The organism is Pseudomonas fluorescens (genome assembly GCF_001307155.1).
GTDB lineage: Bacteria > Pseudomonadota > Gammaproteobacteria > Pseudomonadales > Pseudomonadaceae > Aquipseudomonas > Aquipseudomonas helvetica.
In genome coordinates, this window is the sequence record NZ_CP012830.1 from 5,982,588 (window position 1) to 5,997,912 (window position 15,325).

The 15,325-nt window shown below is 54.4% G+C and carries 21 protein-coding genes and 1 tRNA gene; 13 read left to right on the top strand and 9 right to left on the bottom strand.

Annotated elements, in window-relative coordinates; all coding sequences use genetic code 11:
- Positions 1-214 precede the first annotated feature (214 nt).
- From AO353_RS27385 to AO353_RS27400, 5 genes are all read right to left on the bottom strand, one after another.
- Positions 215-577: a hypothetical protein gene (locus AO353_RS27385; protein ID WP_054597796.1), complete on the bottom strand. Its 363-nt coding sequence runs from the start codon at positions 575-577 to the stop codon at positions 215-217.
- A complete protein-coding gene (locus tag AO353_RS27390) occupies positions 570-2,786 on the bottom strand; it encodes a VapE domain-containing protein (protein WP_054597797.1) in 2,217 nt (738 codons plus the stop codon). Before AO353_RS27390 ends, AO353_RS27385 begins: the two co-directional genes overlap by 8 nt.
- A complete protein-coding gene (locus AO353_RS30255) occupies positions 2,776-3,003 on the bottom strand; it encodes a TraR/DksA family transcriptional regulator (protein ID WP_081013837.1) in 228 nt (75 codons plus the stop codon). The genes AO353_RS27390 and AO353_RS30255 overlap by 11 nt, the downstream gene beginning before the upstream one ends.
- A complete protein-coding gene (locus AO353_RS27395; RefSeq protein ID WP_054597798.1) occupies positions 2,996-3,514 on the bottom strand; it encodes a phage regulatory CII family protein in 519 nt (172 codons plus the stop codon). Before AO353_RS27395 ends, AO353_RS30255 begins: the two co-directional genes overlap by 8 nt.
- Positions 3,515-3,845: 331 nt before the next feature.
- Positions 3,846-4,079, bottom strand: a complete 234-nt coding sequence (locus tag AO353_RS27400) for a hypothetical protein (RefSeq protein WP_054597799.1) — start codon at positions 4,077-4,079, stop codon at positions 3,846-3,848.
- 140 nt (positions 4,080-4,219) lie between these two features.
- Here AO353_RS27400 and AO353_RS27405 point away from each other — a divergent pair, with 140 nt between their 5' ends.
- The 12 genes from AO353_RS27405 to AO353_RS27450 all read left to right on the top strand — a co-directional run bounded on the left by AO353_RS27405 (position 4,220) and on the right by AO353_RS27450 (position 9,847).
- Positions 4,220-4,825: a LexA family protein gene (locus AO353_RS27405; protein ID WP_237142942.1), complete on the top strand. Its 606-nt coding sequence runs from the start codon at positions 4,220-4,222 to the stop codon at positions 4,823-4,825.
- A 28-nt stretch (positions 4,826-4,853) separates the two neighbouring features.
- Positions 4,854-5,879, top strand: a complete 1,026-nt coding sequence (locus tag AO353_RS31015; protein ID WP_102667272.1) for a hypothetical protein — start codon at positions 4,854-4,856, stop codon at positions 5,877-5,879.
- An 86-nt stretch (positions 5,880-5,965) separates the two neighbouring features.
- A complete protein-coding gene (locus AO353_RS31440; RefSeq protein WP_173859990.1) occupies positions 5,966-6,142 on the top strand; it encodes a hypothetical protein in 177 nt (58 codons plus the stop codon).
- Positions 6,139-6,729: a hypothetical protein gene (locus AO353_RS27415; RefSeq protein WP_054597801.1), complete on the top strand. Its 591-nt coding sequence runs from the start codon at positions 6,139-6,141 to the stop codon at positions 6,727-6,729. Before AO353_RS31440 ends, AO353_RS27415 begins: the two co-directional genes overlap by 4 nt.
- 10 nt (positions 6,730-6,739) lie before the next feature.
- Positions 6,740-7,021: a phage antirepressor KilAC domain-containing protein gene (locus AO353_RS27420; RefSeq protein WP_054597802.1), complete on the top strand. Its 282-nt coding sequence runs from the start codon at positions 6,740-6,742 to the stop codon at positions 7,019-7,021.
- Entirely contained in the window at positions 7,008-7,175 is a 168-nt protein-coding gene (locus AO353_RS31260) for a hypothetical protein (RefSeq protein ID WP_158246525.1), read from the top strand. The genes AO353_RS27420 and AO353_RS31260 overlap by 14 nt, the downstream gene beginning before the upstream one ends.
- Before the next feature lie 4 nt (positions 7,176-7,179).
- Positions 7,180-7,497 (top strand): pyocin activator PrtN family protein, encoded by a 318-nt coding sequence (locus AO353_RS27425; protein ID WP_054597803.1) that lies wholly within the window; start codon positions 7,180-7,182, stop codon positions 7,495-7,497.
- Positions 7,498-7,556: 59 nt separating this feature from the next.
- A complete protein-coding gene (locus AO353_RS27430; protein ID WP_054597804.1) occupies positions 7,557-7,976 on the top strand; it encodes a hypothetical protein in 420 nt (139 codons plus the stop codon).
- Complete coding sequence (locus tag AO353_RS27435; RefSeq protein WP_054597805.1) at positions 7,973-8,194, top strand: hypothetical protein; 222 nt, start codon at positions 7,973-7,975, stop codon at positions 8,192-8,194. The genes AO353_RS27430 and AO353_RS27435 overlap by 4 nt, the downstream gene beginning before the upstream one ends.
- 88 nt (positions 8,195-8,282) lie before the next feature.
- On the top strand, positions 8,283-8,519 hold the full coding sequence (locus AO353_RS27440) for a hypothetical protein (protein WP_054597806.1): 237 nt from the start codon (positions 8,283-8,285) through the stop codon (positions 8,517-8,519).
- Positions 8,520-8,521: 2 nt separating this feature from the next.
- Positions 8,522-8,779 carry a DUF4224 domain-containing protein gene (locus tag AO353_RS27445; RefSeq protein ID WP_054598362.1) on the top strand — a complete coding sequence of 86 codons (258 nt, stop codon included), beginning with the start codon at positions 8,522-8,524 and terminating at the stop codon, positions 8,777-8,779.
- 3 nt (positions 8,780-8,782) lie between these two features.
- Positions 8,783-9,847, top strand: a complete 1,065-nt coding sequence (locus tag AO353_RS27450; RefSeq protein WP_054597807.1) for a tyrosine-type recombinase/integrase — start codon at positions 8,783-8,785, stop codon at positions 9,845-9,847.
- Positions 9,848-10,207: 360 nt separating this feature from the next.
- Here AO353_RS27450 and AO353_RS27455 read toward each other — a convergent pair whose 3' ends face one another.
- From AO353_RS27455 to AO353_RS27465, 3 genes are all read right to left on the bottom strand, one after another.
- On the bottom strand, positions 10,208-11,206 hold the full coding sequence (locus AO353_RS27455) for a hypothetical protein (RefSeq protein WP_054597808.1): 999 nt from the start codon (positions 11,204-11,206) through the stop codon (positions 10,208-10,210).
- A 292-nt stretch (positions 11,207-11,498) separates the two neighbouring features.
- Complete coding sequence (locus AO353_RS27460) at positions 11,499-12,371, bottom strand: hypothetical protein (RefSeq protein WP_146016091.1); 873 nt, start codon at positions 12,369-12,371, stop codon at positions 11,499-11,501.
- A gap of 400 nt (positions 12,372-12,771) precedes the next feature.
- Positions 12,772-12,845: transfer RNA gene (locus AO353_RS27465), tRNA-Cys, on the bottom strand.
- Between the two features lie 405 nt (positions 12,846-13,250).
- Between AO353_RS27465 and AO353_RS27470 the strand changes: the two genes are divergently transcribed.
- The gene (locus tag AO353_RS27470) at positions 13,251-13,925 is read left to right on the top strand and encodes a DUF3313 domain-containing protein (RefSeq protein ID WP_054597810.1); all 675 of its coding nucleotides are present in this window, start codon (positions 13,251-13,253) and stop codon (positions 13,923-13,925) included.
- A gap of 48 nt (positions 13,926-13,973) precedes the next feature.
- Here the strand turns inward: AO353_RS27470 and AO353_RS27475 are convergent, their stop codons facing one another.
- Positions 13,974-15,320, bottom strand: coding sequence for a glutamine synthetase family protein (locus tag AO353_RS27475; RefSeq protein WP_054597811.1), 1,347 nt, complete (start codon positions 15,318-15,320; stop codon positions 13,974-13,976).
- Positions 15,321-15,325 lie beyond the last annotated feature (5 nt).

A 15,325-nucleotide genomic window follows, 5' to 3' on the forward strand; every position in this document is an offset into this window, starting at 1 on the left:
TTCTCTTTTCTCGTGTAAAGAAGAAAATCGAAAAACACGCGTGCGCGCAATAGCGCGTACAGGTCTGCGCTTCGCTCACACGGGCGGTAGGCATTTTTTGCTGGGACAATGGGACACGCCAACAAACACAAGGCCCACGCTTGTCCCACCACGTCGAAACGCAATGGGACAAGGTGGGCCAATGGGACAGCGATAGCCGGAGCCAAATCTAGGGTCACGCAGCCTTCCCCATCAGCATGCCGGCGATGTACTCGTGAGCCTCGTGCAAGCGCTCGTAGTAGGTTTTGCGGCTGCAGCCGCAATAGATGATCTTCTGCGACAGGAAGCTGTCGTGATTGCAGTAGTGCTCGCGCACAATCACCGACAGCTGCGGCGGCAGATGCTTGTTGACGATCAGCTCGATATCCGCCGATTCGTCCAACAGCACCCGACTTCCCCGCGTGCCGCGAATCAGCTCGCCCTTGCACTCCATCAGCATGGCAATCATGTTGCCGCCGCCCAGCTCCGATCCACCTTCGTGCGGGCTGTGCAGATCCTCTGCCCACAGCTTGAGCATTTCGTCGATTCGCTTAATCAAAGCAAGGCTCCTCGAACGCTTCCCGCTGCAACGCCGACGCACCACCCCACCCTGCCGGCTTCTTGTAAGCCCAGGGCCGCTGACCGCTTTTTGCCAATGCCGGCAGACGCACACGACGCCAACCCAGCCGGTGCATGATCGCACCAACCCGTATCTGCTCCGGCTTGCTCCAGTGCCCGTAGTCCAGCTTCAGCGCGCTGGCTAACACTTCGCTGCCGGTGGTGGTTTCGCCGATCTGCGACTCTTCCAGCCAAGTCAGAATTGGTCCTTCCCACTCATCCACCACAAAACGCTCGTCCTGCTCCTCACCGAACATCGCCGCCTCGTCCAGCGTCACCCACCAGAGATCCCCCGCGTCGTAACAGAACATCGCCTCGGCCCACAGCTGGTCGCGGATCGAGCGCAGCAGCTCCAGGTCGACCTTGGTACAGGCCACCGGCCAATAGCGACGGTTACCGGTCGCATCCTTCAGGTATTCGTCCTGGTTGGTCGTCCCCACGAACACACACTGGCGTGGCACATCCATGGTTCTGCGGCCGTAGCTCTCCCGGTAGGTATCGGTCGACGCCGAAAAGAACTGCTTGGCCTTGGTACTTTCGGCCTTGTTGAAACTGTCCAGCTCACCCAGCTCGACAATCCACTTGCCCCGGATCGCCTGAAACCCGTCCTTGTCGCCCAAGGCGAAAGGCGTGTCCATAAACCATTCGCCGCCGAGGATGCTCATTGCCGTCGACTTACCGGCGCCCTGCGCGCCTTCGAGGATCATCACCGAGTCGGCCTTACAGCCAGGCTTCATCACCCGCGCCACCGCCGAGAGCATCCAACGCTTGCCGACTTTCGACGTGTATTCGCTTTCCTTCACCCCCATGACATCCGTGAGCCAGGTTTCAAGACGCGGTACACGATCCCAGTCCAGTTTTTGCAAGTACTGTCGCACCGGGTGAAAGGCATGGTCATGGGCAACCACACTCACCGCCTCAATTACATGGGACGCCTTAACCCGCAGGTTGTACTGCTGCGCGAGCCACTTCATCACCCGCATGTCGTCGATGTCGGCCCAGTCGCCGGTGCCGCCGCCGTAAGGCGCCGCACGCAGCTTGACGATCTTCGAGCTGAAGGCGCTGTAGCTGATAACCCCGGCCCAGCGTTCGTCGTTGGCGAGGATCAACTCGACGTTCTGCATGTGCGCGATCAAGGCACCGCTTTCGCTGCGGGCGAGCTGATCTTTCCAGCCACCGGCAGCCGGTGGACGGACCACGGCCAGCACCTGACGGCGCACCGCCTCTAACCCTTCGGCGACGTGCAGGTCGTTGAAGTCGGTCCACTTGTCTTGTCGCTCAACGGAGAAGATCGGCGCGACCACCTGGGCGCCGACGATCAAGGCGGCGTTGCTGGCCTTCTCTTCACCTGGGTTCCAGGCATCGCCGTTTGGCTTTTTGGTCTTCCAGTCATCGTCACGGCAGATGATCAGCGGACATCCGGCGAAGCGCTCGCGCATAGCCTTGCACACCGCCAACAGGTTGCCCGCATCGAAGGCTACGGCCACGGCGAGCGAGGTCGCCATGTGCAGGCTGGCGCCGGTGGCGTACCCCTCACACACCAGTACGGGTTCGCCCGGCTCCGGGTGTGGACCGAGCAAGTGGAACGCGCCCTCCTTCGCCATCCCGTACGGCCAGTAGGATTTGTCGCGACCGGTGTCTTCCTGCTTGTACGGGAAGATCACCTGCAGGCCCATGATCTGATCACGCGCATTTTTCATCGGCACCAGAACGGCACCGGTGCGCGGCGCATAACGGACCTTGATGCCAACGATCTGTTTGCGGTCCAGGTAGTCACTGCGACCGGTGGTAGGCATGCGCTCGAACAAACCCTCTGCCCTTTTCGCGGCCCGCCGCGCAGCGTTACTCGCGATTTCGGCGGCGCGACGCTTGGCATCTTCCTGCCGAGCGCGCATGACCTCACGCTCTTCAGGTGACATCCGCCCGGCCTTGACCTTGATCTTCTGCGTCTCACCCGAACGCCAATCGCCGAAGCTGCCGAAGATCAGCGTTTCGTTCTTTTCAGTCAGATGCTCGTGGACGACGTACCAACCGTTTTTTTCCTTGCCCTTATCCTGAGTGGTTTTGCAGCGGGTTAGCTTGCCGAAAACCAGTGGTTGAGCAGGCTCAAGGCCGTAGTCCGCAAATTGCCCCAATACCTCATCGAGCATCGCGAGCCTCCCGCGCTTCATCGATGGACTGGCAAATCACACATTGGGTGCAACCCGGTTGAGCCAACCGGCGGCCCTCAGGAATAGGCCCGTCGCAGCCTTCGCAGTACAGAAATGAATGCGCCGCTAAAACTGGCTTGGCGGCACTACGAGCGGCCTGTGCCTGGTCGAGATGTTCCTGCACCAGGTCATTAGCAAAGTCGGCAATGTCAGCCACGGTCGACACCCCGCGTCGTCTGGTTGACGTAGGTGGCGCGGTTGAACAACCCCAGCAGCCCTTGAATGCCACGGAATACCTGCAGACGAATCGCGGCCAGTTCCTGATCGGTCACGACACCATCGCCAATGCTCTTGGCCCAGGTCTCGGCAAGATCTGCCACCTGCCGGAAATACTCGGCGATGCCAGTAGTCAGCGTCTCAGGCATGTCATTGGTGTACGTCTCAGCCAACTCTTGCCAGATCGTGTCACCGACCAAGGCATGCACGGCATCAAGGATGCGACGATCCTTGGTCAGCTCCAGGATCTCGCCGAACTCCTGAATGTTGACCGTGTGGCTCGGGTGCGTAGGTGAGAGTTTGTGTTGCAGCGTGGTGGGATTGCGGCCGGTGGTGGCGGCGATTGCAGCGGCGCCGCCGGGATAGTCCCGAGCAGCGTGGTAAAGCGCCAAGTCGAGCGGCAGGATTTCCCGCTGTGCTCGATCAACGCAACTCAGAGCGATTCGGCTCATGGCATTAATCCTTGTAAGTTGCCAGTGCCGCGCGACATGCAGTGGTGATACATTTGCCGCGTGGCTTGAAAGGGCCCAAACGCCGGCTAGATCTTCAGGATCGACACCGGCACCGTGCCGAGGCAAACGATCCGTCGTTCACCTCTGGCGCAACAGCTGCCCAATCTGTGGTGGAGAAGGCAGCAACACCAAGGCATCCGTGCCTTGGAAAGCGCGGTAAAGATCGACGGTTCGCATGTGGTGTGCCCGCCTATCTTTACCGCGACCCGACAGCGCTGTGGTGGTGCGTGCCGGGAGGAACTGGGCGGCCCTTGGGTCGCCTTTTTTCTAACTACGCTGCTTTGCTCGTTGGAGTTGTTTCGGTAATTCCGAAATGCTCCAGAACCTCAGCTAACGAGACGCAACCTTCACTTTCACGGGTCAATGACTTGATCAAAGAGACGCTTGGATCTTTGCTCGCGTATTTGACGTGAAGACGCAGGTAGCTCACAGCAATCCGACAACGCACGGCGTAGGCCGTAAGTGCCTCTGAATCCAAACGGTTGATGTAGTCGCGCAGCTTCATGTGGTGTACCTCCGACGCACAATTTAACCATTAAGGTTAATAATTACAACACCAATATGGATATTCACCTTAAAGGTTAATCCGGCCAAAATCGGCACATGAAAATCTCAGACACCCGGCTACAGAATTTCAGAAGAGTCATGGCTGAGAAGAAGCTCCGCCTGACTGACATCGCCGACCTTCTGGGCAAAGCACCTGCCCAAGTGAGCGCGTTCGGGGGTAAGAACCCTACGAAAGGCATCGGCGATCAGATTGCTCGAGAGATTGAGAAAGCGTTGGGGCTTCACAGTGGCTATCTCGACATGCCCTACGGGCTAGGTGAGTTCAATAACGCCACGGTGCTAAGCCATACAGGACGTAAATTGCCAGTTATAGGATCAATCGCTGCTGGAGCTTGGTGTGAAGCTCACGGCAGTTTCGACCCAAGAGATGCTGAAGAATGGATCGATGCACCAGGGCCAGTTGGCCCACGGGCTTTTATACTTCGCGTCGAAGGAATAAGTATGGAGCCCAAGTTCTCAGAAGGGGATAAAATTGTAATCGACCCATCCTTAGATGCATTACCCGGTCATTTTGTTGCGGCCAAAAGAACTCGAGACCAAGCTGCTACTCTTAAACAGTTGAAACAAGAAGGAAACGAACAATATTTGTTCGCCTTGAATCCGGACTGGCCGGATCGCATAATAAAAATGACCGAAGAATGGAGTATTTGCGGTCGCGCTCGCTGGAAAATTTCTGACCTTTAGGATTCGCCACCATACTTCAAGGAAAATCATGACGGAACATACCGGGCACATCAAAAATCCTTTAACAGTTATTTCCAGATTTGCAGCCATTGCCGAAATTAGTGGTACTGTTGTCCTACCTTTCATCTCACCAGAAAACCAAGCTACATACATTTGGTTCTTGATGCTATTTCCTGCATTATTAGTTGGAACTTTTTTCCTTACTCTCAACTTCAATCATAAAACCTTATATGCCCCCTCTGACTATCAAAACCAAAATCATTTCTTGAACCTATTTGGCATAGTCACACCAAGTGAACGTGAGGAAAAATTAGAAGAGGAAATCATAGAGGCGACACTACCAGCACAGAGCACCGTACCGGGCACCACAGGGGTAGACGAGCTAGTTAATGCGATTAATAACACATCACCCACTGTAGAGATTTCATCTCAAACCTTGGAAAAAACTCGAACTTCATCCTCTACGGAAAATAACGGAACACAAACAGAAATCAGTAAACCAAGCTCAAACTCTGAAAATACGACGCCTGATGCCGAAGATGAATTTCAAACAAAATTCGACCTTCAAGAGTTTTCGAAAAAGACAAAGCTAGAGTCAAAACTTCGACTTAAAGAAATAGAACATCTTTCCATACGCAAACTCAAACACGCAACAAACATAGAATTCTCACCTAACGTAAAATTTGACATACCCGGGCTAATTAGCCCATTGATTTTTGACGCGGTGGGAGAGAAGAACGATACGATTCACATCGCGGAAATAAAGTATTTTGACAAGTCCCAATTTTCGGTAGAAAGATTCAACAAAACATTAATGGATGCAAATATTGCAGCTCAAAATATTTACAGCCTTTCCGATCGCAAAGTAACCCTTCATTTAATTGTTGTATCAAACATTGCACTATCGCCTACCGCTATAAATAATATTGAAGCAGCACTCAAAAACTCCGCCAGAAGATTCAAATACTCAGTCGAAGTGTATTTCATCAGCGAAAATAAATTACGCGATCAAGGTATTCCCTCAGACTGGACGTGGAAAGCACCAGCCCACTAAACAACCATAAAGGTTATTTTTTCTTGATTAATTAACCTTTAGGGTTATCATTGCCTCACTCTTCCACCACAGAGCGAGGCAATACCATGCACACCACAGCCACCCTGCACGTCCATCCGGCCGCTGCTGACCCGTTCCGCATCTTTGAGATTCGCCGCCTGGCCCGCGAATGCGGCTGCGCGTTCATCCCCACCAAACCAAAGCTGAAAACCCGCGCCACCCCCGCGCCGTTCGATCCGAATGGCGGAGGGTATGCAGCATGAGCAAATTCAAGCTCGACAATCGCACCCTGCAATTGCTCAACGCTCAGGTCAATCTGAGCGAGACCTTTAATCACACGCTACGGTCGACACCACAACGCGAAGCGTTGGCTTTCCGCCTGAAAGTTGAACGCAGCAAATCAGACACCCTCTTTACCGTCGAGCTGGGCAGCGAGCGCCACACGCTGACCTTGCAGAACGAAAAGAAGATGCACCTCAAACTGGCCGACTTCATTGAAGAAATTGCCAACGGCCCCTTCGATGCCAGCAACACTGCCGATCTGCTGAACATCCCACACGCCAACCGCCAATACGCCCGGTTTGATACCGAGCACAAGCAGCGGGTGTTCGAGCTGGTGCGTACCGGCGGTGTCGTGAGCCTCGACATGGGCTTCGAACTCCCCATCCATGTCGCTATGCATCGCACCAAAACGCGTAGTGGCGTCACCACCATTATGAGCATCGGCGTGAAAAGCCCGCGCACCAAGTGCTTCACCGTGTGCGGTAGCGACATTGAGATCTACGAGAAAGTGGCCGAGTCCATCAACCACCTGGCTGCGGCAGCAACACCCGCCGCGCACGCAGCTTGAGGGAGATGCCATGGAACGCACACTCGCCCAAGCAGCCGCCCAGCTCGGACTCACACGTCCCAAGCTGATCAAGCTCATGCGGGAAAAAGGATTGCTCAAGGGTAACTTGCCGGCCTATCCCACACGCGACAAAGAGTATCTGCGGGTCAAGGACGGCCACTGGTATGACGAGAAGTACGGCCTGCAATACAGCCAGTCGACCCGAGTAAAACAACCCGGCATCCGCTGGCTGGCCGACCAGTTGGGCATCGATCTACCTGACATTCCGGTAGACCGCCGTGACGTGGCCTAGGGAGTACGCCCGTCAGATCGTCGCCATGCGCACACGCGAGGAGCGCAACGCTGCGCTTCTCGAAGTGCCGGAACATCTGCGGGAGCTGACCAAACGCCACTGCCTGAACGCCTGGAATCACCCGGCAAGAACACAACGCAAGGAGGCTCAATAAGCCAATGAGTAACGCAAGCCAAACCCCACTCCGGCTACAACCCGCACCGGAGTCAGCCACCGTTGAGCTGCTCTACCGCACCTTCGGCGACGTACTGATCCCACTGGAAAAAGTGCGCGAGCAGTACTTCCGCAACCTCAACGAGCAGTCGTTTGTGGCCGAGATCAACAGCGGACGGATTCAGCTACCCATCACCACGCTGGACACCAGCCGCAAGGCGCCGAAGTACGCGCATATCCGGCATGTTGCCTCATTGATCGATATCCGTGCCTACAAGGCGGACGAAGAGATGCTGCGACCACAGGACGAACCAACCGAGTAAGACCACCACCTCGAGCGGCTGCCACCACCAGCCATTCGAAACCACCAGGAGCACACCACATGACAGCAATTCAAATCTGCGCACTGATCGGCCTCATCACCGCGGCCGCCCTTCTCTATTGGGCCGGCTACCGAGGCGGCTTGATCGACGGCCGATTCGAAGGTGAAGAAGAAGAAGGCAAGCGCAACGAACGCGCCAGCAACGCCAAGACTATCAACGAGCTAGAGGCTTCACTGCGGTTCATTCGTGCCGATCACCTGCAACTGGCCCAACTGTGCAAGAAACTCAAAGCCAGCCAGGCACTGAGCCCGGACAACCATCAAAACCTTCTGGCCATCGCAGAAAAACTCAAGCTCGCCGCAGACACCTTCCGTGCCGTTAATTCCCATTGCCAGGCAACGCAAGCGCTTGACCTGCGTAATAAAGCCCTGAACATGGCCGCCCTGCTGAAGCCCGTCGCGCAGGAGGATGCCGCATGAGCCATGCCACTCCAATGATGCGCCTATCCCCCAAGGCGGCAGGCGCTCTGCAACAGCAGCACACCAAAGCCACCACCGAACTGCGAGCGCTCACTCGCTACAACAAAGAACTCGACCGCCAGTTGAAAGCACTGATCGGCTACGACGCCATGCGCCAATTGCACAAAGACACCAAGAACGCACTACTGCTGGCCGACCTGGTCCAGGAGGCCGCATGACTCAGATCCTCGGCACCACCGCAATACGGCTCACGCTTCACCAGCGCCTGATGGACCAACACGCTATCGAACATCGGAGGAAAGCGGCATGAAGATGGAACTGAACACCACCAAGACATCGACCGTTTTGCTCCGCAACGCCAATGGCGTCGACTCACCTGAAACAAACAGTCTCTGCTGCGCAGCAGCAGGCATTATCGCCCCTCTCAGCGCCACCGCCGAAGTGCTTATACCCCACGAAAAGCTGCGCGAGGCAGCCACACCTGATGCATCGCTAATCGCTCAGAATCGCCCGCCCGCGCAGCTTGTTGAGGGGTATAAATGAACATGCATAGCGCCACTTACCCAGCTTCACCTCAGACCGAGACACTCTCCGATGAGGAGCTCACTGTAATCACCGGCTACAAGACTCCCTCCCACCAACGGCAATGGCTGCAGAGAAACGCTTGGGTGTTTGTGCTTACCGGCGCACAACGACCGGTGGTCGGGCGCGTCTACGCCCGACTGAAGCTAGCGGGCGTGAAGCCCTCAGCCTCTAATGCGGTCGCTGAAACCTGGACACTCGACCTGGCGAGCGTAAGTTAATCAATGCGCCAAAAAAATGTTGAAAACCGGGATCTGCCACCACGCATGATCCGCCGATCCCGGACGCGAAAGAGCGGCGAAATCTGGACGTCGTATTACTACAACGGCAGAGACTCCGACGGCAAACGCAAAGAAATCCCACTGGGCAACGACCTCGATCAAGCCAAAGTCGAATGGGCCAGGCTTGAGCGCAAGGCGCCGCTCAAGCCTAACCACCTGCTGGGCTACCTGTTCGACAGGTATGAAAAGGAAATCATCCCCGGCAAGAAGCCCCGCACCCAATCGGACAATCGCAAGGAACTGAAGCAGCTCAGAAAATCATTTGAGAAAGCGCCCATTGACTCGATAACACCCCAAGTGGTGGCCCAGTATCGAGATGCCAGGACCGCAAAAGTCAGGGCCAATAGGGAAATCGCCCTGCTCTCCCATATGTTCACCGTCGCCCGCGAATGGGGTCTGACGACCAACGCCAACCCCTGCTTTGGTGTTCGACGTAATAAAGAAACGCCCCGTGACTTTTATGCAGGGGAAACGGTGTGGGATGCGGTCTACGCCCAGGCCGTGCAGGAACTCAAGGACGCGATGGATCTTGCCTACCTGACCGGGCAGCGCCCAGCAGATGTACTGAAGATTGCGGCCACTGATTTGAACAGCGGCTTCCTGATGATCGGGCAAGGCAAAACCGAGAAGCGCCTGCGTATTCGCCTGGAAGACGCCGGCGCCCAATCTGGACTCAGCACATTTATTGATGACTTGCAGGAGCGCAGAGCGCTAAACGGTATCAAAACCTCAACCCTAATCACCAACACGTCCGGGCTCAGGATGAGCCAGCAGATGTTGCGCAACCGTTGGGATGAAGCCCGCGAAAAAGCGGCAGTCAAGGCAGGGGCTGACGGTGACACCGCGCTGGCCATCAGCATTCGCCAGTTTCAGTTCAAGGACATTCGCCCGAAAGCCGCAAGTGAAATCGAACTGACACACGCCAGCCGACTACTGGGGCACTCCACAGAAGAGATGACCAAGAAGGTTTATCGACGAGTGGGCGAGATCGTAAAACCCACGAAATAACCCCCCTTCAACTAGCGTCAACCTGGTGCAAGGTTGGCGCTCCCCCACGAAAAATGCGAAATTGCACCCCAGTTGACCACCTGATTACATGGGTACCGACCACTCGCTTGCATCAGATTAGACCAGCACGCTTAGTAACCATGCTCAGGAGAGGGCTGCCCACTGCTGCCGGTGGTGACAGGCAGCAATCGACCCATTGCTGCCTGTCAAGGAGGGCAGAAAACCCATAGCGGACATACAAGCAGAAACGCTCCCGATCACGTGCTAAAAACAAAAAGCGACTGCCTAGCTCCTGAGCTTGCAACAATGGAACCCCGATGACTTTCCAGCATCTGGAAAGTGAAGTTACTCGACTTTCCCTCAGGTTATATGAGGCTCAAATTCCTCATCTGCCATTTGGTGATATGAGCAGGCGTCACAAAGCCGGCCATGTTCAGATTCATAAATGGTGAGTGGCTCAAAGCATCCTCTACAAAGCGGCATGTGCGGTGTTAATCCGCAGTCACTACATTCTACTCCGTCATACTTCATTGAGTGGCAGGCTGGGCAGTGGACGTCCTCCTCAGGCACGTCTCGAAGACTTTCTGACTCATACATCTTATCTTCGATCAAACCGATCAAAGTGCTTGAGTGACTGCACTTTACACACTGAAAACGAAAATCCCTTTTTCCAAATTTACCGTTTTGGATGTCAATCGGGTGAGGCTGGAGTAGCTTTGATCCGCAGCTTGGGCAATGACATGTAGATAGGACACTGAAAGCACGAGGTTTAATACCCGCTTCTTTCCAGCTGTTTACAGCGACGTGCATCGCTTGCGCATAAAAGTCGTGTGTTTGGAGAAGCATTTGCCAAGCATCGCCAAGTAATTCGGCTGGATTTCGGCGAAGTTCATCCTCAATGAAAGACCGGAGTATAGGAAAAAGTTCAGATATGAAACGCTGAATCTCTCCAATCCCGTGATTGGGGTGAAGGTGTTCAAGCGCGTTACGACAGTGCTGTAATGTCGTGATTTTTTTCCAATCTGTTTTAACTCCTAGGCTGTCGAGGCGCTCGCCAATCATTCGAAAGTCAATTGTCTTGTTGCTTTCAAGTATGGGGATCCATTCGATACCTGCTGCACCAATCTTGGGGACGATTGATTTTGGCTTATAGATTAGCTCGACAGCTTCAGCCGGTGTAGCGGCAAACGATGCTATACGATATTTAAAGATTAATAGCATTCCAGCAAATAGGTTTCGAGCTGACGAAAGCGCTCGGATTTCCGTGCCACTGCACAGTTGATAGTCATGAACTCCGAGCTGTATTGAGTGTATTGCATTTTCAAGTAGTTTTTCCTTGTCAAACTCTTGTTTAGACATTATCTAATTCCCGGCTTAATGATGGTCGCATTATGTAAATAAGGGGATTCTTTCACAATAGGTGTCCATAGGCGTACCCGGAATTACTTTTGCAACCTAGCCTGGTCAGACGAGGTAGAACATGGCAGCTCACATCCGTCATTAAGGTCCGCTTTTGGCCGATTGCTTCCTCTCATGGAAGGTTTCAGTCGCCCCTTTGCAGCAGGTCGAGAGATGGGCAGAAATCGCCGCCGGAATCTGGTCTCGCGAGGCAGTAATCTGTATCAGCAGCCAGTCTAAAGCGAATAAACTATTACTCGATCAAACGCTCTTCAATGCCCAGGGTTGGGTTGAAAGAGATAGAGAAACCACCTAGCTTCCCGAAGTCGGTAAACATATCAAAACCAAGAAGCAGGATTTTTTCGCTAGTAACATCCGAAATGTACATAGTGCGAGAAACGAACCTGGTTGCCATGCAAATCTGAGCGTGCCCGCCAATTGTTGCTAATGAAGAATTTTTTATTATTTGCTGCAATGCAATGATCGGGGTTCTGTTTTTCCAATATTGCTCTTCGGCGCATGTTATGTTTTTACGTTCAATCTCCTTTCGGACATCCTCCTTCCGGTCTCCCAAAATCACGTACTCTCCATCAGAAATATTTCTCTCTTCAAAGCTAATTTTCGCCGGCTGTTCTGGAGAGTTATTTAGGACATAAAGTTTTGTATCGTTATGTTTTTTGCAGAAGCCGAAAATTACTATTTCACAGCGAGCCCTATTGGGATCATAAGCCCCCACCGCCATCAGATACTTTTGCGCTATTTTTTGCGTTAATTTAGCAATCTCCTCAATGCTTGGGATTCGTTCTTCGATTGACATAGATATATCACCGTTCTCGTCGTAATAATTTGTCTCAGTCAGATTGTCCAAGCACAACGCCAAGATGTCTTTTACGCTAGTCCCGATGAGAGTGCTACCCGCAAACCCGTAACAAACACTCAGGATTTTATGAGAATGCTCTCGAGTTACCGTGGCTTCACCCTGATATATATTAACGGGTAAAACAAACAATTTTTGCAAGCTGTCCGTCATTGTCCCTGTGCCACTTGAGACCCTAGAGTCTGCAACAGCCCAAAGACCTGGATACCAATCTTCGCTTTTGTTGTTCCAGCATATGATTGAAGTCATTAATTCTCGCGTCCCTTCTTCGATTTGAAACCCCATCGACGCCGATGAGCGTCGAAGAGGGAGCCTATCTCGGCACGCTCGCCACTGACAATCATCATCGTTGAGTTGAGTTGATCACGCGGCCTCACAGGATCAATCGAGTGAATCGCTCCCTGTTTCGTAACAAACCCTCCGAATGTCCGTACTTGGCCGTTCTCTGCCGGTCATGGTTACGAAGCCTGCTGGTCAAGTCCGATGCAAATGACTGGTCAGATCGAATGCAAACGGGCGGTCAAGTCAGTGCAATTACCCACGAAAAAAGCCAGCAGGTTGCGGAACACCTCCAAAAAGTTGCGGAACACTTACCAAATCGCAGGCAATAAAAAACCCCGTAGATCTTTGATCTACGGGGTTTTAATAGTGGAGGCCGAGGTCGGAATCGAACCGGCGTAGGCGGATTTGCAATCCGCTGCATAACCATTTTGCTACTCGGCCCCAAACGTCCGATGCCTTAAAAACAACATCAAACGCATAAAAACTGGAGAGGGAAACTGGATTGCTATCTGTTTCCAACCCTTTGATATCTAAAGGGTTTTTCTCGTTCCTGAATCAGGAATGGACGCAATTCTGGACGTGTTCGCCGGGCATGTCAAGGACAGGAAGAAAAAAATTCTATAGCTCCCTACCGGATACACTCCACAGGCGGGCAGACGATATCACGGGGCAATGCGCCCACGAGCATCACTACTGGATATTTCGCCATTCGTACCTACGCTGATTCGCGAGGGATCCAGGTTTCTGGCGGGCTGTGGCTGAGTGAGGTACGACATCGACACGGATAATGCCGGCCTTACCACTAAGGCGACCTGAATAAAACGTTTCAACCCATGGAGTAAAAATATGGACCTATCCAGAAACTTGCTTATCGGCGTTGCCTTGACCGGCCTGCTGCTTGGCGGTTGCACCTCAAAAGTGATACAGAAGGAACAATACTCGGGGTTTCTTCCCAACTACAGCAACCTGCAAGAAGTCACCACCCCCAGCGGCGAGAAAGCCATGCGTTGGGTGACGCCTTCCTGGAACCCGAACGCTTACAACACGGTGGCCTTCAAGCAACTGGAACTGTACCCGGCCCCCAAGCCCAATGAGCGAGTCAACCGCCAGACGCTGGATCAGCTGCAAACCTACATGACGGACAGTGCCAAGAGCACACTGAGCCAGAAGTACCGTGTGGTGCCAAACGTTCAGTCGGCCCCTGCCGGTTCGCGAGTCCTGATCGTACGCGCCGCGATTACCGGGGTCACAGCCTCTAACGAAGGCATGAAATGGTATGAAGTGGTTCCGGTCGCAGCTGCGATAGGTGCGACTCAGGCGGCCACCGGTCACCGCGACCAAGACACCGAGTTGTACATCGAAGCTGAGATGGTTGACGCGAGCAACGGCCAAACCGTGGCTAAAGTCGCTCGCAAGGTCTTCGGTGAACAGTTGGAGAATACAAGCCAGCAGGTGACAGCCAACGACTTCAAGGCAGCACTGAAGAAGCTGACCAGCGACATGCAGGCATTCCTTCGCTAACAACAGGGTAAAACGCCGACTCAGTTCACAGGGCTGAGTCGGCGGTCGTTACAGATACCAGCGATACTCGCGCGCACTGATCTCCTGCATAAAAGCCAGGTGGTCCTGGCGCTTGTTCTCGCAGTACACATCAACAAACTCCGCCCCCAAACCCTCACGCAGTTGTGGCTGATGCTGCATGGCGCGCACGGCTTCGAGCATTTCCAGCGGAAAATCGATCCCGCTGTTGCGATCTTCATTGAGCGCTGCGATCGGCTCGCGACCGGCTTCCAGCCCCTGCTCCAACCCCACCAGAATCGCTGCCAGCACGAGATACGGGTTGGCATCCGCGCCCGCCAGGCGATGCTCGATACGCAAATTTTTCGAATCCGAATCGGGAATCCGCACGCACGCATCGCGATCCTCGAAACCCCAACTGGCACGTGTCGCCGCGTTCACCGTACCGCCCAAACGCCGGAAGGCGTTCTGGTTCGGCGCGAAGATCGGCATGCAATGCGGCAACAGTTCCAGGCAGCCGGCCACCGCATGCCGCAGTGCTTGCTGCTGGTTGGCGGCCAGCAGGTTTTTACCCTCGGCATCATAGAGGCTGACATGCACATGCATGCCGCTGCCCGGATGCTGCAAGTAAGGCTTGGCCATGAAGCTGGCGCGGTAACCGTGTTTGAGCGCGACGCCACGGGTGCTACGGCAAAACAGCGCCGCCCAGTCGGCAGCACGCAAGCCGTCATCAAGATGACCGAAGTTGATCTCGAACTGGCCCGGCCCAAGTTCGGCAGTGATCACCGTGGTATCGATGCCTTGCGCCCTCGCCGCTTCGACCATTTCATCGAGCACTGGCGAAAAGCGCGACAGCCGCTCGATGTGCATGTTCGGTTGATCATCGGCATCGTCCGACAGCTGATCGCGGGGGAACTGCGGCTGCCCGTCGCGCAGCTGTTTATCGAACAGATAGAACTCCAGCTCGAACGCCACCACCGGATGAATACCTTTGCCACGCAACCGCTCCAACACCTGCGCGAGGACCTCGCGGGGCTCGAAGACGATTGGCTTCTCGGTGCCGTCCGAGGTGATCAGCATCTGACCCAGTGGCTTGGATTCCCAGCTCACCGGCTTGAGCGTGCCGGGCACCAGGCGCCGCAGAGCATCCGGGTCGCCGTCGTTAAAACAGTAGTCGCCGATTTTGAACAGCCCACCCTGCACGCCCAGTAACACGCAGTTCTGCGGCAGCTTGAGGGCGCTGCCGGCAGCCACCTTTTCGAGCATCTCTATCGGATAGCGCTTGCCGTAGAAATGCCCGGGAATGTCCAGGGAGATCAGGTCGACATAGCGCACCTCGGGGTAGCGTTGGCGAAAAGCACGAACCTCAGCCAGCAGATCAGAGCAGGCAGCATCCATCGTTG